Here is a 23,732-nt window from a genome sequence, read left to right as displayed (position 1 = left end):
CAGAAGCACGATCTCTAGCCTTTGCCTGTCGCTGCCAATTCAGTGATCGGGACTGCAAGCCCGCCAAAATGTTAGGCGCCTACTTTGGGAGCTTCGCAATGATCAAAGACAGTCCAGATCCCTCTGCCTCTGAATCCGAAAAACTAGTGTCACACCGCCCCTGCCCAATTTTCACCATCCGTCCAGACGTCGATTCCGAAACCCTGCTGGTCCATGCCTATGAAACTCTCGCCTCTGCGAATGTAATGGCAACCGAACTGTCGTCCATCCTGAGCGGCCCAACCTGCAATCTGGCGCTCGGCATTCAGCAGATGATCGTCCTCGCGCAGCTATCAGTGAACCGGGTCCTCGATCAGCTGGATCCGCAGCAATAGCCAAAGGAAGAAGCCCGCTGAACCTGTACCAACCAACGGGCCCTCATTGTTCCTACATCTATCTCGGACCCGTCTGATATTGAGGCTGAAAAACTCAGGTGTTGTACTCAGAACCCCGTTTCACGCATGTTTGAGACAGCGCCATGAAAAATCCACCCACATTGAGGGGCCGGTCCGATCCGGTGTTTGATCGGCTGTTGCGATCGCCCCACAAGGAACGCCTTTCGGAGTACCTCGCCTTGCTCAAGCCCCTGGACGATCAGGGGCGTTACCTGCCGTTCGATTCATTGCGCTATCGCTGGGCGCCCGGGCTGGATTCGAACCTGTGCTGGGCCTTGGTCAAGAAAGCGCGGACTGCACAGTATTCGAGCCTTTTGCCTTTGGGTGAACCGGCGTGCTGGCTGAAGTTCATGCTGACGCCGCAGGCGCAAAAAGCCATTTCCGTAGTGGATCGTCAGGCGACAACCGCAGTGCTGGAATACATGACCGGCCAGATTGGCGAGCGCGCTCATTTCAGCTATTTGCTCAATGATCTGATCGAAGACGAGGCCATCAGCAGCAGCCAGCTCGAAGGTGCGGCCACCACGACGCGGGTGGCCAAGGACATGCTCAAGCGCCATCGTTCGCCGCGCACACCGGATGAACGAATGGTCATCGGTAACTTCAAGATGATGAACTTCGCCTGGGAGCAGCGTTACGAGCCACTGAGCGTTGAGCTGATTGCGGCCATGCATCGAGTTGGCGTCGAGGGTATCGACGATTCGCAGTACTCGCCTGGAGCATTCAGGACCAACGATGACGTCGTAGTCCAGGATGGCGAGGGCAACACCGTGCATTCGCCACCACCTGCAACAGGGCTCGTGTCACGTTTGCAGGGGCTGGCGAAGTGGATCAATCAACCCCACAACAACCCTCATCAAGCGGACTACCTTCATCCATTGATCAAAGCCATCGCGCTGCATTTTGTCTTGGGTTACGAGCATCCTTTTCGCGACGGCAACGGTCGGGTAGCGCGCGCGTTGTTTTACTGGTTCATGTTCAAAAATGACTTCTCGGCGTTTCGTTACATCGCCATCAGTGTTTTGTTGCGCAATGCGCCGTTGAAGTACGGGCGGTCGTATTTGAATACCGAGGCGGATGAGCTGGATCTGACGTACTTCATCGATTTCCAGTGTTCGGTGGTGTTGCGAGCTGTGGGCAGTTTTACCGGGACGTATCGGAAAAGTCTGGACGATGCTGAGCAATTTGATTGCTGGTTGCGTGAAAGTGGTTTTCTCGACCAGCTCACCGAGAAACAGCGGGCATTGTTTCAGGTAGCCAGGAGCGGAATGGCCAAGGAGTTCACGGCGGTCAATGTGAAGGAAAATCTGGGTTGCTCTTACAACACGGCATCAGCCACGCTAAATGGGCTGGTCGCGTTGAAGTTGTTCGAGAAACGCAAGATGGGGCGCGAGTGGGTGTTCTTTCTAAGACCCGTATCAGCGGCCTGAACCTTTGTGGGAGCAAGACTGCTCCCACAGGTTTTGTGTAGCGGCTCAGAGCGTACCAAACACCTTCTTCGCCAAACTGGTCGCCGCAGCTGCCGGGTTCTGGCGGATGGTTTCTTCCTGTTTGCCGATCATTTCGAACAAGCCATTCAATGCCTGCTCGGTGACGTAGTTTTCGACGTTGGCGTTTTTCGCATCCACTACGCCCATGGTCGCCGCTTGTCCGGCGAACGAGTTGTACTGCTGGGCCAGGCCAACCTTGTCGGTGGCTTGCTTGACGATGGGCAGGAATTTGGCGCGGATCTGTTCGCGGCTGGTCTTGTTCAGGTATTGGGTGGCCGAGTCGTTGCCGCCGCTGAGGATGCCCTTGGCATCTTCCACGGTCATTTTCTTCACGGCATCGACGAGGATTGGCTGAGCCTGGGTCACGGCGGTTTCTGCCGCTTTGTTCATGCTGGCTTCCAGCTCATCGACCTGGTCACCCATGCCGAACTGTTTCATCTTGCTCGCGACTTTGCCCAGCTTGCCCGGCAGTTCGATTTTCACATCGGGATTGTTGCTGAAACCACCCGGGGTGCCGAGTTGTTTGACGGCCAGTTGCGCGCCTTGGGTCAGTGCGTCCTTGAGGCCGCCGGTGGCGTCTTTCTGCGACAGGTCGGTGAGGGACAGCGCCAGGGCGTTGGCACAGATCATCAAGCCTGCGCACAGGCCGGCAAAGCGGAGGGTAGGGCGGAACATGGCAACTTCCTTTTTCGAAAAAGACACTTAGCGGGCCGGGTCGACACGGACCTTCAGCGGTTGTGGATCGGTGCCGTCCAGGCGCACGGCATGATTCTCGGTGGTGATGAACATCAGTTTGCCGTCGACTTCGATGCGCGCGTTCACCGAGTAACGGTGGTTGGGCTCTATCTTCAGCGGGTCGTAGCTGAGATGGAAGGCCAGCGGCACCTGCCCTTTGATCTGGCCGCGCTGTTCGTCGATGACCTTCGCCGGGGCATCGGCGAGTGAAATGTCCTGCAGGCTGACACTCAGGACCGCCGTCGGTGGCAGGGCGATGCGTTGCAGGTAGAAGACTTCTCCATCAAGGGAAGCCTTGGGCGCCGGTGTCGGGTGCTGGCAGGCTGTCAGCAGGATGGCGGCTGCGATCAGTGGCAGTTTTTTCATCGGTCAATCTCCGTATCGAGGGCGCCAGAACCGACTGGCGCCCTGATCAATCTAGACGGTTTACAAAGGTGGGGTGGCGTCGGCTGCATCTTCACTGCGATGCAGCGCCACCTGACGGATCGACAAACGGATCTCCGCCGGCAATACGCGCTTGGCCGCGCCTTCGGCCAGTTCACCGAGCAGTTCGTGATAGCTCAGCTTGCCCGCTTCATCGCGCTTGAGCACGTCAAGGTCGAGCATCGTCTGGATGAAGTGGCGAAACAGGCTCTTGTCGAAGAATTCCGGGGCGTTCAGGCCATGCAGGATCGACAGGCGTTGGGCCATGACCGTGCACAGGTCTTCCAGTTCTTCGGCGCTGATGCTGTTCTGGCCGCTGTTGAGCAGCAGGGACACGGTCATGTAGAAACGCTGCAAGGTCTGGGCGATGCTTTTCGACAGCAAGGTCAGCAGCACGAAATGCCGCGAGCTTGGCGCCGGGCGCAAGTACACGTCGTTCTCGAAGCGCAGCAGGCCTTGCTCGACGAACGCCTCCAGCCATTGATCGATCACCGCATCCAGTTCGTCCAGCGACCAGCGAATGAACAGCTCCGCTTGCAGGTAGGGATACAACGCGCGGGTGTAGCGCAGGATCTGCTCGCGACTCATGCGCGAGGCGCTCTGGAAGAAGCTCGCCAGCAACGCCGGCAGCGCGAAGATGTGCAGTACGTTGTTGCGGTAGTAGGTCATCAGGACGGCGTTTTGTTCGTCCAGATAGAGAATCTTGCCCAGGGCATCGCTTTGCTCGGACAGCAGGTCCATGTCCTTCACATGCTCGATCAACGCCCGGCCATCGCCTTCCGGCAAGGTGGTGTGTGGCGAATAGGGGACCTTGCGTAGCAGCGCCAGGTACAGATCCAGCACACGCGCCATGGCCCGGTCATCCAGCGCCAGTCGGGTGGTCGACAGCAGCGCCAGTGCCACCAGGTTGACCGGGTTGATCGCCGCCGCTTCGTTGAGATGTTGTGCGACTTTCTCGCCGAGGCGGTTGGTGGTTTCGTTGAGCCAGGCCGGTCTGAACTGCGGGCCGAGCTCCTGTTTGCGCCAGTCCGGCTGTTCGCTGTCGAGGAATTCCGCCAGTTTGATCGGCTCACCGAAGTTCACCGCCACTTGGCCGAAGCGCTGCTTGAGCGCGCCAATGACTTTGAAAATATCGAAGATCGACTCTTTCTTCTTGGCCGCACCGCGCAGTTCGCCGAGGTAGGTCCGGCCTTCCAGCACACGCTCATAGCCGATGTACACCGGCACGAAGACGATGGGCATGCGCGATGAGCGCAGGAAGCTGCGCAGGGTGATCGCCAGCATCCCTGTTTTCGGCTGCAGCATGCGCCCGGTGCGCGAACGGCCACCCTCGACGAAATACTCCACCGGGAAACCCTTGGTGAACAGGGTATGCAGGTATTCGTTGAACACCGAGGTGTACAGCGGGTTGCCCTTGAAGGTGCGGCGCATGAAGAACGCACCGCCGCGACGCAGCAGGCCGCCGATCACTGGCATGTTCAGGTTGATGCCCGCGGCAATGTGCGGCGGGGTCAAACCGTTGCGGAACAATAGATAGGACAGCAGAAGATAGTCGATGTGGCTGCGATGGCACGGCACGTAGATCACTTCGTGACCCTGGGCGACCTTCTGCACGCCTTCGATGTGGTTGACCTTGATACCGTCGTAGATCTTGTTCCAGAACCAGCTGAGCACCACTTCCATAAAACGGATCGCAGTGTAGGTGTAGTCCGAGGCGATTTCGTTGCCGTAGCGTAGCGCTTGAGCTTTGGCTTTCTCCGGCGAGATGTTCTCGCGCTCGGCTTCGTCGAGGATCGCTTGTTTGACCTGTGGCTGGTTCAGCAAGCCTTTGACCAGGTTGCGGCGGTGGGAAATGTCCGGGCCGATTACCGCAGCCTTCAGGTTGCGAAAGTGAACCCGCAGGATGCGCTGGGCCATGCGCACGGTGCGCTCGTGGCCCTTGTCGTGCTCGATCAGTTCGCGCAGGTGGATCGGCGCGGAGAACTGCACGCGGGTCTTGCGTCCCAGGACGATGACGCTCAGTAACCGACGCAGACGCCCGGTAACGGCCCAGCTATCGGCGAACAGGAGTTTCCATGGGCTGTTTTCGCTGTCCGGCGACTGCCCCCAGAACACGCTGACCGGGATGATCTGCGCATCTTCGGCGGCGTTCTGGCTCAGGGCGCTGACCAGGCGGGTCAGTGTCGGCGGCGCTCCGCGCTTGTCCTGGCGGCCGAGCCAGTCCGGGTCCGGCGTCAGGTAGAAGAACGCGGCAGGCTCCAGCAGGTTGCCCACCGATACCGGCAGTACCGGGCGTGGCAGGCCGGCCTTGCTGCATTCGGTGTCGACCACGGCGAGGTCGGTCAGCGAAGGGTTTTGCAGGACGTAGAACACCGGACGACTGCGGTCGAGGTCAAGGGTGAACGACGACTGGTTGATCGTCTCGGAGCGAACCCAGAGGTACAACAGTCGGCGCAGGGTGCCAAACACAAGACGGCGGAACGGGGAGCGGGTCATACGGCTTCTGCGTGAGTGAAAAAAACCAAGCAATTGCTTGGGCGGCCGATAGTGTGCCGGATTCGTCGAAAATCGGCAAAAAAGCGTGGAAGTAAACTCCTGTTGAGAGTTTTAACGTCTGTCATATACTCGGCGCTCTGTCGCCGTTGCCCTCATGGGACCGGTATGCGCAGGCTGACGTTCCCGAGGCTTTCCTGCGAAAAGCCCGACCAATAATAAAAAGGGAGTATGAACAAATGGCAACACGCGAAACCGGCAACGTGAAGTGGTTCAACGACGCCAAGGGCTACGGCTTCATTCAGCGCGAGGACGGGGTGGACGTGTTCGTGCATTACCGCGCGATTCGCGGTGAAGGCCACCGTTCGCTGACCGAAGGCCAGCAGGTTGAATATGCGGTGGTGGAAGGGCAGAAGGGGTTGCAGGCTGAGGATGTTGTAGGTCTGTAATCAAAATCTTCAGAACGCCCAAAAACACTGTGGGAGCGAGCTTGCTCGCGATAGCGGACTGACATTCAACATGGATGTTGACTGAAAGGGCCTCATCGCGAGCAAGCTCGCTCCCACAGGTTTGGTGTGTAGGTTTTTACGCGGTTTTCCAGGTGATTTCTTCTTCACCATCGGCGCTGATGCGGATCCAGCGGTCCGCCGTCTCTTCACCTTCTTCCTCGACCCAGGTGCCCGGTGCACAACGCACTTCCACGTTGAGCGCGGCAAACGCGGCGCGGGCGCAGGCGATGTCGTCGTCCCATGGGGTCTGGTCGCTTTCCAGGTACAGGCTGTTCCACTTGCCGACGGCTTTTGGCAGCCAGGTCACTGGCACGTTGCCAGCCTTGCACTTGTAAGTCTGGCCCTTCTGGACCCAATCGGTGCACGGACCCAATGCCGCACCGAGCCAGGCGGCAATGGCTTTGTGGTCGACGTCGGCGTCTTTCAGGTAAATCTCGATATCGGGTTGGCGCATGGATGTCCTCACTGCGGGTCTGAAAAATCCATTCGCGGATTTAGCCGGTCTTGAGCATTTGCCCGAGACCAAAAATTAAGGTTATTGAAGTACGAAATAATCGTAGCGCATCGACACGGTGACCTCGAACGGCTCGGCCTGCTCGATAACGTCAGCACGGCGCTCGGCACTGGCGCGCCAGCCGTGGGGCGTCATGGCCAGCAGGTTCGCCCGGTCCTGACCGCTTTCCAGCGTCAGTTTGAATTCCAGGGTTTCGCTGTGGGCCAGCGCCATGCCTTCCGGCACCAGGGCCAGGTGCTTGTCGTCAGTGTATTCACGGACTTCGTCGTACAGCCGCTCACGCAGTTCCATCAGGTGGCCGCTGGTCGGCCCGACTTTCATCAGGCCACCGCCAACACTGAGCAGGCGCTTGGCTTCTTCCCAATCCAGCGGGCTGAAGACGCTGGCCAGGAACTGGCAACTGCCGGAAGCCAACGGCACCCGCGCCATGCTGGCGATCAACCAGGTCAGCTGCGGGTTGCGTTTGCAGGCGCGTTTGACTGCTTCGCGGGAGATGTCCAGGGCATAACCTTCGGCATCTGGCAGTGCCTCGGCGATTTGCGCGGTGTAGTAACCCTCGCCACAACCGATGTCCAGCCAGTGCTGCGGTGCTACACCTGCCGCCAGCTCCGCCAGACGCTTGGCCACCGGGGCGTAGTGCCCGGCATTCAAAAAGTCGCGGCGGGCTTCGACCATTGCCTGGTTATCCCCAGGGTCACGGCTGTTCTTGTGCTGCACCGGCAACAGGTTCAAGTAACCCTGGCGCGCACGGTCGAAACGATGCCCGGCGGGGCAGGCCACGCCGTTGTCCACCGCATTGAGCGGCTCACTGCAGATCGGGCACGCAAGCATCAGGCGAGCAACTTGATCAGGGTCTGGTAGTAGATTTCGGTCAGCACGTCGAGATCGGCTGCCAGCACGCGTTCGTTGACCTGGTGGATGGTCGCGTTGACCGGGCCCAGCTCAACAACCTGGGTACCCATGGTCGCGATGAAGCGGCCATCGGAGGTACCACCGCTGGTGGACGCTTTTGTTTCGCGACCGGTGATGTCCTTGATGCTCGCCGACACCGCGTCGAGTAGCGCGCCAGGTTCGGTGAGGAACGGCAGGCCGGACAGCGCCCAGTCGATGTGCCAGTCCAGGCCATGCTTGTCGAGGATGTCGGCGACGCGCTTTTGCAGGCCTTCGACCGTCGATTCGGTGGAGAAACGGAAGTTGAACACGGCCACCAGGTCACCCGGGATCACGTTGGTCGCACCGGTGCCGGAGTTGACGTTGGAGATCTGGAAACTGGTCGGCGGGAAGAAATCGTTACCGTGGTCCCAGTGCTCGGCAGCCAGTTCCGCCAGGGCCGGGGCAGCGAGGTGGATCGGGTTCTTGGCCAGGTGCGGGTAGGCCACGTGGCCTTGCACACCGCGCACGGTCAGCTTGGCGCCGAGGGAGCCGCGACGACCGTTCTTGACCACGTCACCTACCAGGGTGGTGCTCGATGGTTCGCCGACGATGCACCAGTCCAGACGTTCCTTGCGTGCGGCGAGGCGTTCGACCACGGCCTTGGTGCCGTGGTGCGCCGGGCCTTCTTCGTCGCTGGTGATCAGGAAGGCGACTTTGCCCTTGTGATTCGGGTAGTCGGCGACAAAACGCTCGGAGGCGACGGTCATGGCGGCGAGGCTGCCTTTCATGTCGGCGGCGCCACGGCCGCAGAGCATGCCGTGTTCGTCGATCAGCGCGTTGAACGGTTCGATCTGCCAGGCCGCCACCGGGCCGGTCGGGACCACGTCGGTGTGGCCGGCGAAGCACAGCACCGGACCGTCGTCCTGGCCGTGGGTGGCCCAGAAGTTATCCACATCTTCGATGCGCATCGGTTCCAGGGTGAAACCGGCATCGCCCAGGCGCTGCATCATCTGCTTCTGGCAATCGGCGTCGATCGGCGTCACGGACGGACGGCGGATCAGGTCGATGGCGAGTTGGAGGGTCGGCGAAAGGTCGGCGTGGGCCGTCATGGAAAACTCCGAAAATCATGAATGTGGGCGCGGGCTAAATGTGGGAGCGAGCTTGCTCGCGATGGCGTTGTGTCAGTCAACATAAACTTTGATTGTTACATCGCAATCGCGAGCAAGCTCGCTCCCACAGGTATCGGGTTCGTTCTGTAAACCCCGACACGCCAGGCCCCGCAAAATGGCGCTTATCTTAAAGCAAAACGGCGACCATTGGCCGCCGTTTAGTGCATCCGCGCAGATTTAGACGACAGGTGCCGTTTCAGGCTCGGCGGCCGGTTTCGGCAGCGACGACAGGAACGCCATGATCAGCGCCGCGACGTACGGCAGCGACTGCACCAGCAGCATGGTGACCCAGAAGCGCATGTCGTTGCTCGGCATGCCGTTCACCAGGTAGATCCCCAGGGCCGCGCTCCACAACAGCAGCATGATGAACATCTCTTCCCGGGCTTCGGAAATCGCCACCCAGAAGCCGTGGTTGTCGGCATTCTTCGGCGTACGGAAGAACGGAATGCTGCTGGTGAAGAAGCCGTACAACACCGCTTTGGCGATGGTGTGGGACAACGCCAGACCGGCCAGCGCCGCGCAGAAGGCGTCCTTCAGATTCACCCCGACCGCACGACGGTAGAGGAAGATGATCTTGGCGACCTTGAACACGAACAACGCCAATGGCGGGATTGCGAAGATCAGCAGCGGCGGATCGACCCGTTGCGGCACGATGATCATCGCCGCCGACCACAACAGCGCGCCGACGGTGAAGAAGATGTTCATGCCGTCCGCCACCCACGGCAACCAGCCCGCGAGGAAGTGGTAGCGCTGGCCACGGGTCAGCTCGGTGTCCTTGCCGCGCAGCAGGCTGGCGGTGTGGCGCTTGATGATCTGGATCGCTCCGTAGGCCCAGCGGAAACGCTGTTTCTTGAAGTCGATGAAGGTATCGGGCATCAGGCCCTTGCCGTAGCTGGTGTGGTAATACGCTGCCGACAGGCCTTTTTCGAATACCCGCAGGCCCAGTTCGGCGTCTTCACAGATGCACCAGTCGGCCCAGCCCAGCTCTTCGAGCACCGAGCGACGGGTCATGGTCATGGTGCCGTGCTGGATGATCGCGTCGCGGTCGTTGCGGGTGACCATGCCGATGTGGAAGAAGCCTTTGTATTCCGCGTAGCAGAGCTTCTTGAAGGTGCTTTCGTTCTGGTCGCGGTAATCCTGCGGCGACTGCACCACGGCGATTTTCGGGTCGGCGAAGTGCGGCACCATGTGCTTGAGCCAGTTCGGGTGCACGCAATAATCGGAGTCGATCACCGCGATCACTTCGGCGTCCTTGGCGGTGTGCGGGATCAGGTAGTTCAGCGCGCCGCCCTTGAAGCCGGCCAGCGGTGCCACGTGGAAGAACTTGAAGCGCGGGCCGAGGGTTTCGCAATAATCGCGCACCGGTTCCCAGACAGCCGGGTCCTTGGTGTTGTTGTCGATGATCAGGACTTCGAAGTCCGGATAGTCGAGGTTGGCCAGGGCGTTGAGGGTCTGTTTGACCATCTCCGGCGGCTCGTTGTAGCAGGGCACGTGAATCGACACTTTCGGGCGGTAGCTGGAGTCGCCTTCCACCGGCAGGAACTCGCGCCGGCGCTTGTGCACCCACACCGCTTCGGCCAGTTCATGGGCTTCGGTCAGCAGCACGATAAACACCCCGAGCGCACCGAGGGCGAGCAAGAAGCCCACCGTCAGGCTGAACCAGGTGCTGTATTGCTGGCTGTAGTCGTAACCGATCCACACCAGCACCGAACCACACAGGAACGCAATGAAGGTCAGGAAGGTACGGCCACGCTGGCGCAGGGCCGAGCCGTCGATCATCAGCAGGGTCAGCGACAACAGCGCCAATACCACCGAACCAATGGCCAACACGCGCCATTGCGGAATCGCCACCACCGGGCCTTCGAAGTTGAACTTCTGCTGGCGCGCGGCGTTGAACACGCCCCAGTAGGCGCCGACGGAACCTTCGTCGCTGGCTTTCCACGGTTGGTCAAACGCTTCGATCACGAAGTAGTTGAAGCCCTGGCGGTTGAGCTTGTTGACCAGGGTTCGCAGATAAATCGCCTGGTCCGCCGGGGAGGCGTCGGCGCCACCACGCATGCGGCCGTTGCTCGGCCAGCCCACCTCGGACAGCAGCAGTGGTTTTTTCGGGAACATCTTTTTCAGGTCGCGGGCGCGGTCGAGGACGAACTGCCCGGCCTTGTCCATCGGGACGAATTCCCAGTAAGGCAGGACGTGCGCGGCAATCAGGTCGACGTGCTTGGCCAGTTCCGGGTGTTCTTCCCACACGTGCCACTGTTCGGACGTAGTCACCGGCACTTTCACGGCGGCACGCACGCGATCGAGCATGACGCTGAGTTCCTGGGCGGTGATTTCCTTGCGGTAAATGGCCTCGTTGCCGACCACCACACGAACCACGCTGCGCGAGGAGTTGGCGATTTCAATGGCGCGGGTGATTTCCCGTTCGTTGCGTTCCAGGTCCGGGCTGATCCAGATCCCCAGGGTTACCCGCAAGCCGAACTCTTCCGCCAGTTTCGGGATGTTCTGCAGCGTGCCATCGACCGAGTAGATGCGGATGTTGTCCGTCAGCTTGCTCATGATCTCCAGGTCGCGACGCATTTGATCGTCGGTCGGGTACTGGTCTTTCTGCGGGAACTGGCCCTGCTGGAATGGCGAGTACGAGAAGCCGGAGATCTGTTCAGGCCAGTTGGGGGCGGTGACCGGGCGGTTGATCAGCGCCCAGAAGCCGGTAAACAAGGCTGCGATGGCGAGCACCACGACCAGGTTGAGTCCAAATTTACGCGATGACATAGTTATTTCGGGTTCCAAAGACTGTGGAACGAAGGAACGGTTGGCGGTCGCCAAGGGGCGCGCATCCTACACCGGGCATTCTCTGGTCGTACAGCGGACAGGGAATTGCCGGACATTGGGCAATCCAAGTCGGTTTAAGTTCTTTCTTTAGAGCGTGTAGGACGAATCTTTGTTCGATGTATTTTTCGTGGATGTTGCCCGTTCATAGCGCAATGATGCTCTTGGGCGCCGACGGCCCTATAATGCGCGCCGGTTTTTGGGGTAATGGTCATGAGTACAGAAGATCCGCGGTTTGCTGGCATCGCCCGCTTGTATGGCATTGAAGGCCTTGAGCGCCTGAAAGCGGCCCATGTGGCGATCGTGGGCGTCGGTGGCGTCGGTTCCTGGGCGGCGGAAGCCATGGCCCGTTGTGGTGTTGGCGAAATTTCGCTGTTCGACCTCGATGACGTCTGCGTCAGCAACGCCAACCGCCAGTTGCACGCGCTGGACAGCACGGTGGGCAAGCCCAAGGTCGAGGTGATGGCCGAGCGTCTGCGCGGGATCAACCCGGATTGCACGGTGCATGCGGTGCCTGACTTCGTTACCCGCGACACCATGGCCGAGTACATCACGCCGAACATCGACTGCGTGATCGACTGCATCGACAGCGTCAATGCCAAGGCCGCGCTGATCGCCTGGTGCAAGCGGCGCAAGATCCAGATCATCACCACCGGCGGCGCGGGCGGGCAGATTGACCCGACGTTGATCCAGGTCTGCGACCTCAATCGCACGTTCAATGATCCATTGGCGTCGAAGGTGCGCTCCACGCTGCGCCGCGACTACGGCTTCTCACGTACCGTGACCCGTCACTACAGCGTGCCGTGCGTGTTTTCCACCGAGCAACTGCGCTACCCGAAACCGGACGGCAGCATTTGCCTGCAGAAGAGTTTTGTCGGTGATGGGGTGAAGCTTGACTGTGCCGGAGGGTTTGGCGCGGTGATGATGGTGACGGCGACCTTCGGCATGGTCGCGGCGACCAAGGCTGTGGACAAGATTGTGGCAGGGGTGCGGCGGCCGGCGGAGCGGGTCAAACCGCAGGTTTAGTCGGTGTGGCTGAAGGCCTCATCGCGAGCAAGCTCGCTCCCACATTGGAATGCGTTCCTCCTGTGGGAGCGGGCTTGCCCGCGATGGGCTGCGAAGCAGCCCTCTTATTGAGCCAACTCTCGCATCCGCTGAAGCACCGCATTCAAGCCATTGCTGCGGGACTCGGACAACTGCCGCCCCAACCCCAGCTGATTGAACCAGTCCGGCAAATCCACTTGCTGCAACTCGGCCGCGGACAAGCCGTTGACCCGCGCCAGCAGCAACGCCACCAACCCGCGAATCAACCGTGCATCACTGTTGGCGCTGAACTGCCAATGACCGTCGCGCAACTCGCCCACCAGCCACACCTGGCTTTCACAGCCGTGTACCCGATTGGCGTCGCACATTTGCGTGTCGCTCAACGCGGGCAGGCGCTCGCCCCATTGCATCAGCAGGCGTGCGCGTTGTTCCCAGCCTGCCGCTTTCTGAAAGATATAGAGTGCCGTCACGGCATCGGCAGGCAGGTTCATCGCAATAGCTCCAGCGCCTGATCCAGGGCTTCAAAGAACCGCTCCAGGTCTTCGGAATCGTTGTACAGCGCCAACGACACCCGAATCGCTCCGGCCAGTTCGAAGCGTTTGAGCAGCGGCATCGCACAGTGGTGGCCGGCACGCACCGCGATCCCTTGTTCGGTCAGCAAATGCGCGAGATCGGAGTTATGCACACCCTCGACGGTGAAACTGGCCAGTGCCACTTGCGGCTTGCCCAACAGGCGAATGCCGTTGCGCGCCTCCAGGCCCTTGAGCAGACAGGCATGCAACGCGGCTTCATGGGCAGACACGGCGTCCTGATCGAGCCCGGCGAGGTAGTCCAGGGTCGCTCCCAGGCCGATCACGCTGGCAATCGGCGGCGTCCCGGCCTCGAAACCCAGCGGTGCCGGGCGAAAGCGTGCGTCGTGATAATTGGCATCGAGCACCATTTCACCACCGAACTGCCAGGGACGCAGTTGTTGCAGTGCTGTATTGCGCCCGAACAGCACACCCAGGCCATCGGGGCCGTAGAGCTTGTGGCTGGAGAACACATAGAAATCGCAGCCCAGCGCTTGCACGTCGTGGCGACCATGGACCACGCCCTGAGCGCCGTCGATCACGGTCAGGGCGTTGTGCGCCTTGGCCAGTGCCAGCAATTCAGACAGCGGCTGCCATGCGCCAATCACGTTGGACAACTGGCTGACCGCCAACAGACGCGTGCGTGGGCCGATCAAACCGGCGGCGGCTTCAAGGTCGATCACGCCGTCGGCATCCAGCGGCAGGATCACCAGTTTCAGGTCGCGACGGTGCGCCAGTTGCTGCCACGGCAGCAGGTTGGCGTGATGCTCCAGGGCGCTGATGACAATCTCGTCGCCCGGATTGAAAAGATGTTCCAGGCCATAGGCCAGGAGATTCAGCGCGGACGTCGCGCCGTGGGTAAAGATGATCTGCCCGCAATCGCCAGTATTGAGCCATTGCGCGACTTTGCGGCGGCTGTCCTCGAACGCCTGGGTGGCGTGGGCGCCGGGCAAATGCTGCGCCCGATGCACGTTGGCCGCGCCGTTGGCGTAGTAGTGCGCCAGGGCATCGAGCAGGGCTTGAGGTTTTTGCGTAGTGGCGGCGTTGTCCAGATAGGTCTGGTCTTGCCGTTGCAGGGCGGCGATGGCCGGAAAATCGGCACGCCAGGGGGAGAGAATCATCATGTTGTTCGCCTGTACGCCTGCCCCCTGTAGGAGCGAGCTTGCTCGCGATGGGCGTCAACGATAACGCGGTGCACCAGACAGCACGTGTCGTCTAATCGTCCATCGCGAGCAAGCTCGCTCCTACAGGGGGGCGGGTGGTCGTGTGGCTTAGTTGTGAGCGTGCAGCGCTTCGTTCAGCTCGATGGCCGATTTGTGGGTTTTGCATTCCACGGCACCGGTCTCCGAATTGCGACGGAACAGCAGGTCCGGCTGGCCGGCCAGTTCACGGGCCTTGACCACTTTGACCAGTTGATTGTTCTCGTCCAGCAGCGCGACTTTGGTACCAGCGGTCACGTACAGGCCCGACTCGACGGTGTTGCGGTCGCCCAACGGGATACCGATACCGGCGTTGGCGCCGATCAGGCAGCCTTCGCCGACCTTGATCACGATGTTGCCGCCGCCCGACAGGGTGCCCATGGTCGAGCAGCCGCCGCCCAGGTCCGAACCCTTGCCGACGAATACGCCAGCGGATACGCGGCCTTCGATCATGCCCGGGCCTTCGGTGCCGGCGTTGAAGTTGATGAAACCTTCGTGCATCACGGTGGTGCCTTCGCCCACGTAAGCGCCCAGGCGCAGACGCGCGGCGTCAGCGATACGCACGCCGGCCGGAACCACGTAGTCGGTCATTTTCGGGAACTTGTCCACCGAGAACACTTCCAGCAGTTCGCCGCGCAGGCGGGCTTCGAGTTGCAGTTCGGCCAGTTCGCTCAGGTCGACAGCGCCCTGGCTGGTCCAGGCCACGTTCGGCAGCAGCGGGAAGATCCCGGCCAGGTTCAGGCCGTGTGGCTTGACCAGGCGATGGCTCAGCAGGTGCAGCTTGAGGTAGGCCTCAGGGGTGGACGACAGCTGGGCGTTTTCGGCCAGCAAGGTGGCAACCAGCGGCTTGTGGCTCTCGGCCAGGCGGGTCAGCAGTTTGCCTTGTACCGCGTCGATGCCTTTCACGGCTTCAGCCAGTTGCGCGGCCTGCGCGGTGGTGAAGGTGATGGCCTGGTTGCCTTCGCTGTAACCGAGGATCGGCGCAATGGCGGCGACCAGTTCGGCGGGCGGGTTGAGCAGTGGCTGGGCGTAGAACACTTCCAGCCATGCGCCTTGACGGTTTTGAGTGCCGACACCAAAGGCCAGGCTGAACAGGGTAGTAGACATGTTGATACCTCTAGCAAATTGAAACGGGCTGCTTACTTGAGCGCGGCCGCGTAGATATCTGGCTTGAAGCCAATCAGGGTTCGGTCACCGAGATCAAGCACCGGACGCTTGATCATCGAGGGTTGTGCGAGCATCAGTTCGATGGCTTTCGTCTGGTCGAGATCGGCTTTGCGTTCGTCGTCGAGCTTGCGAAAGGTCGTGCCTGCACGGTTCAACACCACTTCCCAGCCGTGCTCGTTGCACCATTGGGTCAGGTGTTCACGGTCGATACCGACCGCCTTGTAATCATGAAAGTCATAGCTGACAGCGTGTTCATCGAGCCAGGTGCGCGCCTTTTTCATGGTGTCGCAGGCTTTGATGCCGAAAAGGTGCAACGTTTTGCTTGAAACGGTCAAGGAATTGCCCCCTTTGCAGGTGCCGTAAATAAAAGGTGACGGATTATGCCATGGAAGCGCAAATCCTGCGGGAATACGGTGCTTCGGTGACCTGCGTGCGACATAGGTGCAAGGGTCGCCCGAAGTCTAAGCGGCTAATATGGCACTTCAATGCTGTTGATCGTCCGGGAACCACGCTTTATGCAAACCGCTTATACCGTCCTGATCCTGTTGATGCTGGTTGGCGTTTCGCGCCTGATCGGACGGGTGGTTCCGCTGCCGTTGCCGTTGGTGCAGATTGCCGCTGGGGCCTTGCTCGCCTGGCCGACGCTCGGCCTCCATGTAGCCCTCGATCCCGAACTGTTCCTGTTTCTGTTCCTGCCACCACTGTTGTTCTCCGACGGCTGGCGCATGCCCAAGCGCGAATTCTGGCACTTGCGCGGCCCGATCCTGACCCTGGCAGTGGGCCTGGTGCTGTTCACCGTGGTCGGCGCCGGGTATTTCATTCACTGGTTGCTGCCCGGTGTGCCGTTGCCGGTGGCGTTCGCCCTGGCGGCGGTGCTGTCACCGACGGATGCGGTGGCGGTGTCGGCCATTTCCCGCAACAGACTGCCGACCCCCTTGATGCACATCTTGCAGGGCGAGGCGCTGATGAACGACGCCTCGGGCCTGGTGACATTCAAGTTTGCCCTGGTGGCGGCGGTGACCGGTGTGTTCTCGCTGGCCAATGCCAGCCTGACGTTCGTGCTGGTCGCTGTCGGTGGCCTGGCGGTCGGGGTGGCCTTGAGTTGGCTGGTCGGCCGTCTGCGGGCGTGGATGATCGAGCGGGGCTGGGATGATCCGGCGACGCATGTGGTGTTCATGTTGCTGCTGCCGTTTGCGGCCTACGTGCTGGCCGAGCGCATGGAAGTGTCGGGCATCCTCTCGGCGGTGGCGGCGGGAATGATGCAGAGCTGGCTCGACCTGTTGCCGCGCCAGACCAACACGCGCTTGCTCAACCGAAGTGTCTGGTCGCTGCTGGAGTTCGCGTTCAACGGTTTGATCTTCCTGCTGTTGGGTTTGCAGTTGCCGGACATCATCAAGGCGGTGGCCAGTCACGAAACTTCGTTATGGCCGACGTTGTTGTATCGCGGGCTCGACGTGGTGGCGATTTTCCTGGTGCTGCTGGTTTTGCGGTTCGTCTGGGTGCAAAGCATCTGGCGATTGTCGGTACTGCTGCGGCGATTGCGCGGCAAGGGTGAAGTGACCCGGGTGCCGACGGCGCGATCCTGTTGGTTGCTGACCGTGGGCGGCGTGCGCGGGGCCGTGACGCTGGCGGGTGTGATGTCGGTGCCGATGCTCATGGGCGGGAGCGCATTTCCCGAGCGCGATCTGCTGATTTTCATCGCCGCCGGGGTGATTCTGCTGTCGTTGATTGCGGCCTGCATCGCGCTGCCACTGTTGTTGCGTGGCATCGAAGCCAGTCCGGACGACAAGCGGCGCAACGAAGTGCGCGACGCCTGGCGCAAGACCGCCGAGGCGGCCATTCATGCGCTTGAGGCAGAAGAGGTCAATCCACAGGACGCCGCCCAGTCCGCACTGGCCGTCGAGCTCAAGGCGCGGATCATGTCCGAGTACCGACATCAGTTGGAGGTGTTCAACGACTCCGCTGAGGCGCAAGCCCTGGCGTTTCAGATGGACTTGCTGGAACGGCGTTTGCGCTTGAAGGCGCTACGGGCGCAGCGCCTGGAGTTGTACAGCCTCAGTCGTCATCACCAGATTGGTGATGACGTGTTGCGTGAGGTGTTGGGGGAACTGGATCTGAGCGAGGCCAAACTCGGTCAGGTGAAGTAACACCTGCCCCCCCGTGGGGGGGTTATTTGCGGCGCTGGATGAAATCGCGAATCCGCTCGGCTGCTTCAACACACTCTGCCAGCGGCGCAACCAGCGCCATGCGCACACGCCCGGCCCCCGGATTGACGCCATCGACGTCCCGCGACAGGTAAGAACCCGGCACCACGGTCACGTGCTCCTGCTCGAACAGGTCTCGGCAGAACGCAGCGTCGTCACCGGCGACATTCGGCCACAGGTAGAAACTGCCATCCGGACGCTGTACGTCCAGCACCGGGCTGAGGATTTCCAGCACCGCATCGAACTTCTCGCGATACAGCGCCCGGTTGGCGCGCACGTGCACTTCGTCATTCCACGCGGCAACGCTGGCCAGTTGGGTTTGAACCGGCATCGCACAGCCATGGTAGGTGCGATAGAGCAGGAAGCCCTTGAGGACGTCGGCATCACCGGCCACAAAGCCCGAGCGCAGGCCTGGCAGGTTCGAACGCTTGGACAGGCTGTGGAACACCACGCAACGCTTGAAGTCCTTGCGACCCAGTTCCGCGCAAGCGCTGAGCAGGCCTGGCGGCGGCGTTTGTTCGTCGAAGTACAGCTCGCTGTAGCACTCATCGGCGGCAATCACGAAGTCGTATTCGTCGGCCAGGGCAATCAGCTTTTTCAGGGTCTCGACCGGGATCAGGGCGCCGGTCGGATTGCCAGGCGAGCACAGGAACAGGATCTGGCAGCGTTTCCAGATGTCCGGCGATACGGCGTCGAAATCCGGGTTGAAGCCGTTTTCGTCCAGGCATGGCAGGTAATGCGGCTTGGCCCCGGCGAGGAACGCCGCGCCTTCGTAGATCTGGTAGAAGGGGTTCGGGCTGACCACCAGCGCGTCATCGCCACGGTTGACTACGGTCTGGGTGAAGGCGAACAGCGCTTCGCGGGTACCGTTGACCGGCAGCACGTTGCGCGCCGGGTCGATCCAGCCCTTGGGCACATCGAAGCGACGCTCGCACCATGCCGCGATGGCTTCACGCAGCTCCGGGATACCGAGTGTGGTCGGGTACACAGCCATTTTTTCCAGATTGCTGGCCAGGGCCTCGGCGACAAAGCTTGGTGAGCGGTGTTTCGGCTCGCCGATGGACAGCGCGATCGGACGCTTGTCCGGATTGGGCGTCACGCTGCCGAGCAGGGCGCGGAGTTTCTCGAACGGGTAGGGCTGGAGCTGGGACAGAGCGTTGTTCATCGATAAATCTCGTTCGGTGTTGGAGCGGCGCTGGTCCCTGTAGGAGCGAGCTTGCTCGCGATGGTCGTCAACGATAACGCGTTCTTGCCAGAATAACGCGGCGTATTTGAGTTCATCGCGAGCAAGCTCGCTCCTACAAAAGGCGGGCCGTTGTTAAGTCAGATGCTGATGCGCGACAGTTTGATATCAGGTTCCTGGTTGACGCTCAGTTGTTCGACGATCGCATCCTGCAGGCGGCTGCACAGCAACGGGTCGGACAACGGCTGATTGTTGGCGTCGGTGATGAAGAACACGTCTTCCACGCGTTCGCCGAGGGTGGCGATCTTGGCGTTCTGCAACGACAGATCGAACTCCAGGAAGATCGTGCCAATCCGCGCCAGCAGGCCCGGGCGGTCGGGCGCGGTGAGTTCCAGCACCGTCACCGGGCGTTGGGCGTCGTTGTGGATCGTCACTTGTGGTGCAAAGGCGAAATGCTTGAGCTGACGTGGCACCCGGCGCTGGATGATGGTCGGGTAGTTGTCCGGGTTACGCAGGGCTTCGGTCAGACCCTCGCGGATCTGTTTGACCCGCGCCGGATTATCGCCAATCGAGTCGCCGTCGGTGTCGAGCACGATATAGGTGTCGAGGGTGAACTGGCTGCTGGAGGTGATGACCCGGGCGTCGTGAATGTTCAGGTTGAGCTGGTCCATCGTTGCCACGGTCACGGCAAAGAAGTCGTGCTGGTCCGGGGCATAAATGAAGATCTGCGTGCCACCTTCGAACTCGCGCTGGGTGGTTTCCTTGATCAGCACCAGTGGTCCGCCGTCGGCCGGTTGCTGGAGTATCGCGTCGCTGTGCCAGGCCACGTCGCCGGCGGTGTGGCGCAGGAAATAGTCATCACCCAACTGCGCCCACAATTGCTCGACATCGTCCGGGTCGGTGCCGCCGCGCACCAGGATATCCAGGGCGGCGCTCTGGGTCTGGCGGATCTGCTCTTCGCGATCCACCGGGTTCTCCAGGCCACGGCGCAAGGCGCGCTTGGTCTCGGTGTAGAGCTGGCGCAGCAGGCTGGCGCGCCAGGAGTTCCACAGGGTCGGGTTGGTGGCGTTGATGTCTGCGACAGTCAGCACATACAGGTAGTCGAGGCGGGTTTCGTCGCCAACGATCTGGGCGAAATCGTGGATCACCTGCGGGTCGGACAAGTCCTTGCGCTGGGCGGTGGTCGACATCACCAGGTGGTTTTGCACCAGCCACACGATCAGGCGACTGTCCCACGTGGGCAGTTGATGACGCTGGCAAAAGGCCTCGGCATCCACGGCACCGATGTCCGAGTGATCGCCATGCCGGCCTTTGCCGATGTCGTGGTACAGGCCGGCCATGTAGATCAGCTCGGGCTTGGGCAGCTTGCCCATGACTTTGCTGGCCAGCGGGAATTTTTCCGACACCTGGGTGTACTGCAACTTACGCAGGTGTTTGATCAGGTTCAAGGTGTGGGCATCGACCGTATAGATGTGGAACAGGTCGTGTTGCATCTGCCCGACGATAAAGCCGAATTCGGGCAGATAACGCCCAAGGATGCCGTAACGGTTCATTCGCCGCAGGTTGCGGTGGATGCCGATCTTGCATTTGAACAATTCGATAAACAGGCTGGTGTTGCGAATATCGTTGCGGAAGTCGTCGTCGATCAGGTGGCGGTGTTCCCGCAGCAGGCGAATGGTGTCGGCGCGCACACCCTTGATTTCGGGCTGCTGGGCCATCAGCACGAAGATTTCGAGCATGGCGAACGGCGTGCGGCGAAAGACGTTGTCGTTGCGTGCCTCGATGTAGCCGTCATGCAACTGGAAACGCGAGTTGATCGGCTGCGGTGGCGCTTCGTCTTCCGGTGCGAGGATGACTTCCTCGAAGTGCTGGATGATCAGGTCGCTGAGTTGGGCGATGCTCATGACCACCCGATAATACTGTTGCATGAAGTTTTCGATGGCTTGCTTGGCGTCGTCGCCTTTGAAGCCCAGCAGCCCGGCAATGGTGCGCTGGTGATCGAACAGCAGGCGGTCTTCGGCGCGGCCGGCCAGCATGTGCAGGGCATAGCGAACCTTCCACAGGAACTCCTGGGAGGAGGCGAGCAGGGCGTTTTCGCTCTCTACCAGGAATCCTTCGCCTGCCAGTGCCCGCAGGTTCAGGGTGCCGTACTCGCGACGGGCTACCCACAGAATCGTCTGGATATCCCGCAGGCCGCCGGGTGAGCCTTTGACGTTGGGTTCCAGGTTGTATTCGGTGTCGTTGTACTTGTGGTGGCGAGCCTTTTGTTCGGCATGCTTGGCCAGGAAGAAGTCCTTGCTCGGCCACATATGCCCGGTGCTGGTGACGTCCAGCATGCGCTGGCGCAAACGCTCGGGGCCGGCGATGGTGCGGCTTTCCATCAGGTTGGTGACGACCGTCAGGTCGGCGCGGGCCTCGACGGCGCATTCGTCGACCGAGCGAACGCTCTGGCCGACCTCCAGGCCGATGTCCCACAACAGCGTCAGAAAACGCTCGATGGAATCGCGGAAAACCTCGTGGTCGGCGCTGTCCAGAAGGATCAGCAAGTCGATATCGGAATAAGGGTGCAATTCGCCACGGCCGTAGCCGCCGACCGCGACCAGCGCGATGTCGGCGTCCTCGCTCCAGCTGAACTGCTCCCAGGCCTTTTGCAGGATGTTATCGACGAACCAGGCGCGATCCTCGATCAGCCGGCGAATGTCCCGGCCATTGCGAAAACGCGTGTCGAGCACTTCGCGGGCCTGGCGGATCGCCTTCTTGAAGGCCGCGATCGGGCTTGCCTTCAGGGCCAGTTCAGCCTGGAACTGGCCGCGGTCGAAGAGTTCGGGATCCACCTGCGGCATCGATTGGCTTTCCTTTCTATAGGCGATGTACGGTAGCGGGATCAGGCCGAAACGCGAGGGATGGTGTCATCACTGCGCAGGGTGAAGATCTCGTAACCGGTTTCGGTTACCAGCAGGGTGTGTTCCCACTGTGCCGAGAGCTTGCGGTCCTTGGTGATCGCGGTCCAGCCGTCGCCCAGTACCTTGGTGTCGGCGCGGCCCTGGTTGATCATCGGCTCGATGGTGAAGGTCATGCCGGCCTTGAGTTCCATGCCGGTGCCGGCGCGGCCGTAGTGCAGGATCTGCGGCTCCTCGTGGAACACCTTGCCGATACCATGGCCGCAGAATTCGCGAACCACCGAGAAGCCGTTCTTTTCCGCATGCTTCTGGATAATTTCGCCGATGTCGCCCAGGCGGCAGCCAGGTTTGACGATCTCGATCGCCTTGTACATGCATTCCTGGGTCACCTGGGACAGGCGCTCGGCCCAGACCGGTACGTTGCCGACGTGGAACATCCGGCTGGTATCACCGTGGAAACCGTCCTTGATGACGGTGACGTCGATGTTCAGGGTGTCGCCATCTTTGAGCGGCTTGTCGTTTGGAATGCCATGGCAGACCACATGGTTGATCGACGTGCAGATCGACTTTGGATAGCCCTTGTAATTGAGCGGGGCAGGGATGGCTTTCTGCTCATTGACGATGTAGTCGTGGCAGATCTGGTTCAGTTGATCGGTGGTAACGCCCGGCTTGACGTATTCGGCAATCATTTCCAGCACATCGGCGGCCAGTTTGCCGGCGATACGCATTTTGGCGATATCCTCGGGAGTTTTGAGGGTGACGGTCATACAGGCTCTCTCTGCGCCAGGCGGCGCTTTCTAGACGGAAGGGGCAATGCGCGATCGAACTTCGCGGCCCTGAAAAATACGATTCTACCAGACGATCAGCGCAAATCTGCGGCTGTGTGCATCGCTTCTCTCTATAGAATGGTGCATTCTTGGCGGATTCCAAGGGGTGGAACAAAACGCTCGCCAGGATTTCAGAATCCGGGTTCCGTTTTGCCCTGTCTTGTGATATAAAATGCGCCGCTTTCCGGGGATGTCCCGGGAAGCCTAAATCCACACACGTGTCGACACGATGACCTGGGTGCCTTCAGCTGATGCTGCTGGTTGGTCATTGGGATACGTGGAGGCCAAACCCGACTTATTAAGGAACTATCATGTCCCAAGTCAACATGCGCGATATGCTGAAGGCCGGTGTGCACTTCGGTCACCAGACCCGTTACTGGAACCCGAAAATGGGCAAGTACATTTTCGGTGCGCGTAACAAGATCCACATCATCAACCTTGAAAAAACCCTGCCAATGTTCAACGAAGCTCTGACTTTCGTAGAGCGTCTGGCCCAGGGCAAAAACAAGATTCTGTTCGTCGGCACCAAGCGTTCCGCTGGCAAGATCGTTGCTGAAGAAGCAGCACGTTGCGGTTCGCCGTACGTCGATCACCGCTGGTTGGGCGGCATGCTGACCAACTTCAAGACCATCCGTGCTTCCATCAAGCGTCTGCGTGACCTTGAAGTACAAGCCGAAGACGGTACTTTCGCCAAGCTGACCAAGAAAGAAGCGCTGATGCGCACTCGTGACCTGGAAAAGCTGGATCGTTCCCTGGGTGGTATCAAGGATATGGGCGGTCTGCCAGACGCTCTGTTCGTTATCGACGTTGATCACGAGCGCATCGCGATCACCGAAGCCAACAAGCTGGGCATCCCGGTTATCGGCGTAGTCGATACCAACAGCAGCCCGGAAGGCGTTGACTACATCATCCCAGGCAACGATGACGCAATCCGCGCTATCCAGCTGTACATGGGTTCGATGGCTGACGCTGTCATCCGCGGTCGCAACAATGTTGCCGGCGGCACCGAAGTTTTCGTTGAAGAAGCTCCGGTAGCAGCAGCTGAGTAATTGACGCCTTGGCGTTGACTCAGTAAGCAAAAAGGGGGCTTGGCCCCCTTTTTGCCACCTCGAAAACCATTTGTCGGCGCCCACTGCTCTATCTGTAACGTGCGGCAGCTAACAAGGGTGGTTC

Annotated in this window: 20 protein-coding genes; 6 read left to right on the top strand and 14 right to left on the bottom strand. The window is 60.5% G+C overall.

From position 1 onward, the window contains the following. The first annotated feature begins 98 nt into the window (after positions 1-98). Both ABIE16_RS05410 and ABIE16_RS05405 read left to right on the top strand, forming a co-directional pair. A complete protein-coding gene (locus ABIE16_RS05410) occupies positions 99-374 on the top strand; it encodes a DUF6124 family protein (RefSeq protein ID WP_429520667.1) in 276 nt (91 codons plus the stop codon). A gap of 143 nt (positions 375-517) precedes the next feature. Beyond that, entirely contained in the window at positions 518-1,864 is a 1,347-nt protein-coding gene (locus ABIE16_RS05405; protein WP_150812888.1) for a Fic family protein, read from the top strand. A 45-nt stretch (positions 1,865-1,909) separates the two neighbouring features. Here ABIE16_RS05405 and ABIE16_RS05400 read toward each other — a convergent pair whose 3' ends face one another. From ABIE16_RS05400 to plsB, 3 genes are read right to left on the bottom strand one after another with little or no spacing between them, the layout of a single operon-like run. Then, the gene (locus tag ABIE16_RS05400) at positions 1,910-2,599 is read right to left on the bottom strand and encodes a DUF4197 domain-containing protein (protein ID WP_057716186.1); all 690 of its coding nucleotides are present in this window, start codon (positions 2,597-2,599) and stop codon (positions 1,910-1,912) included. Between the two features lie 27 nt (positions 2,600-2,626). Further along, on the bottom strand, positions 2,627-3,025 hold the full coding sequence (locus ABIE16_RS05395; RefSeq protein WP_090453364.1) for a YbaY family lipoprotein: 399 nt from the start codon (positions 3,023-3,025) through the stop codon (positions 2,627-2,629). A gap of 60 nt (positions 3,026-3,085) precedes the next feature. Then, positions 3,086-5,578 carry a glycerol-3-phosphate 1-O-acyltransferase PlsB gene (plsB, locus tag ABIE16_RS05390; RefSeq protein WP_429520666.1) on the bottom strand — a complete coding sequence of 831 codons (2,493 nt, stop codon included), beginning with the start codon at positions 5,576-5,578 and terminating at the stop codon, positions 3,086-3,088. Between the two features lie 236 nt (positions 5,579-5,814). On the opposite strand from plsB, the gene ABIE16_RS05385 reads away from it, so the two are divergent. Continuing rightward, on the top strand, positions 5,815-6,024 hold the full coding sequence (locus ABIE16_RS05385; RefSeq protein WP_007954750.1) for a cold shock domain-containing protein: 210 nt from the start codon (positions 5,815-5,817) through the stop codon (positions 6,022-6,024). 136 nt (positions 6,025-6,160) lie between these two features. On the opposite strand, the gene ABIE16_RS05380 is transcribed toward ABIE16_RS05385, so the two are convergent. The 4 genes from ABIE16_RS05380 to ABIE16_RS05365 form a co-directional block, all read right to left on the bottom strand. Further along, entirely contained in the window at positions 6,161-6,538 is a 378-nt protein-coding gene (locus ABIE16_RS05380; protein ID WP_057716183.1) for a hypothetical protein, read from the bottom strand. Positions 6,539-6,619: 81 nt separating this feature from the next. Continuing rightward, positions 6,620-7,429 carry a putative RNA methyltransferase gene (locus ABIE16_RS05375; protein WP_429520665.1) on the bottom strand — a complete coding sequence of 270 codons (810 nt, stop codon included), beginning with the start codon at positions 7,427-7,429 and terminating at the stop codon, positions 6,620-6,622. After that, positions 7,429-8,580 carry a succinyl-diaminopimelate desuccinylase gene (gene dapE / locus ABIE16_RS05370; protein ID WP_223458812.1) on the bottom strand — a complete coding sequence of 384 codons (1,152 nt, stop codon included), beginning with the start codon at positions 8,578-8,580 and terminating at the stop codon, positions 7,429-7,431. Before dapE ends, ABIE16_RS05375 begins: the two co-directional genes overlap by 1 nt. A gap of 237 nt (positions 8,581-8,817) precedes the next feature. After that, positions 8,818-11,409, bottom strand: coding sequence for a glycosyltransferase (locus tag ABIE16_RS05365; protein WP_057716180.1), 2,592 nt, complete (start codon positions 11,407-11,409; stop codon positions 8,818-8,820). A 264-nt stretch (positions 11,410-11,673) separates the two neighbouring features. On the opposite strand from ABIE16_RS05365, the gene tcdA reads away from it, so the two are divergent. Next, a complete protein-coding gene (gene tcdA / locus ABIE16_RS05360) occupies positions 11,674-12,492 on the top strand; it encodes a tRNA cyclic N6-threonylcarbamoyladenosine(37) synthase TcdA (RefSeq protein WP_046041104.1) in 819 nt (272 codons plus the stop codon). Between the two features lie 104 nt (positions 12,493-12,596). Here the strand turns inward: tcdA and ABIE16_RS05355 are convergent, their stop codons facing one another. The 4 genes from ABIE16_RS05355 to ABIE16_RS05340 form a co-directional block, all read right to left on the bottom strand. Further along, a complete protein-coding gene (locus ABIE16_RS05355) occupies positions 12,597-13,001 on the bottom strand; it encodes a SufE family protein (protein ID WP_429520664.1) in 405 nt (134 codons plus the stop codon). After that, positions 12,998-14,203, bottom strand: a complete 1,206-nt coding sequence (locus ABIE16_RS05350) for an aminotransferase class V-fold PLP-dependent enzyme (protein WP_429520663.1) — start codon at positions 14,201-14,203, stop codon at positions 12,998-13,000. The genes ABIE16_RS05355 and ABIE16_RS05350 overlap by 4 nt, the downstream gene beginning before the upstream one ends. A 147-nt stretch (positions 14,204-14,350) precedes the next feature. Continuing rightward, the gene (gene dapD, locus ABIE16_RS05345; protein ID WP_429520662.1) at positions 14,351-15,385 is read right to left on the bottom strand and encodes a 2,3,4,5-tetrahydropyridine-2,6-dicarboxylate N-succinyltransferase; all 1,035 of its coding nucleotides are present in this window, start codon (positions 15,383-15,385) and stop codon (positions 14,351-14,353) included. Positions 15,386-15,417: 32 nt separating this feature from the next. Beyond that, positions 15,418-15,780, bottom strand: coding sequence for an ArsC family reductase (locus ABIE16_RS05340; RefSeq protein WP_008052792.1), 363 nt, complete (start codon positions 15,778-15,780; stop codon positions 15,418-15,420). A 180-nt stretch (positions 15,781-15,960) separates the two neighbouring features. Here ABIE16_RS05340 and ABIE16_RS05335 point away from each other — a divergent pair, with 180 nt between their 5' ends. Then, entirely contained in the window at positions 15,961-17,592 is a 1,632-nt protein-coding gene (locus tag ABIE16_RS05335; RefSeq protein WP_429520661.1) for a Na+/H+ antiporter, read from the top strand. Positions 17,593-17,614: 22 nt separating this feature from the next. Here the strand turns inward: ABIE16_RS05335 and dapC are convergent, their stop codons facing one another. The 3 genes from dapC to map all read right to left on the bottom strand — a co-directional run bounded on the left by dapC (position 17,615) and on the right by map (position 22,499). Next, positions 17,615-18,814 (bottom strand): succinyldiaminopimelate transaminase, encoded by a 1,200-nt coding sequence (gene dapC, locus ABIE16_RS05330; RefSeq protein WP_223502392.1) that lies wholly within the window; start codon positions 18,812-18,814, stop codon positions 17,615-17,617. Between the two features lie 158 nt (positions 18,815-18,972). Further along, on the bottom strand, positions 18,973-21,675 hold the full coding sequence (locus ABIE16_RS05325) for a [protein-PII] uridylyltransferase (RefSeq protein WP_057716175.1): 2,703 nt from the start codon (positions 21,673-21,675) through the stop codon (positions 18,973-18,975). 41 nt (positions 21,676-21,716) lie between these two features. Next, positions 21,717-22,499, bottom strand: a complete 783-nt coding sequence (gene map / locus ABIE16_RS05320; RefSeq protein ID WP_057716174.1) for a type I methionyl aminopeptidase — start codon at positions 22,497-22,499, stop codon at positions 21,717-21,719. A 371-nt stretch (positions 22,500-22,870) separates the two neighbouring features. Here map and rpsB point away from each other — a divergent pair, with 371 nt between their 5' ends. Continuing rightward, positions 22,871-23,608 (top strand): 30S ribosomal protein S2, encoded by a 738-nt coding sequence (gene rpsB, locus ABIE16_RS05315; protein WP_007978390.1) that lies wholly within the window; start codon positions 22,871-22,873, stop codon positions 23,606-23,608. The last annotated feature ends 124 nt before the right edge of the window (positions 23,609-23,732 follow it).

The organism is Pseudomonas sp. 2725 (assembly GCF_050434585.1).
Classification (GTDB): Bacteria; Pseudomonadota; Gammaproteobacteria; order Pseudomonadales; family Pseudomonadaceae; genus Aquipseudomonas; species Aquipseudomonas jessenii.
Note: the sequence above shows the minus strand (reverse complement) of the source record. Positions and strands in the feature narration are given on the sequence as shown.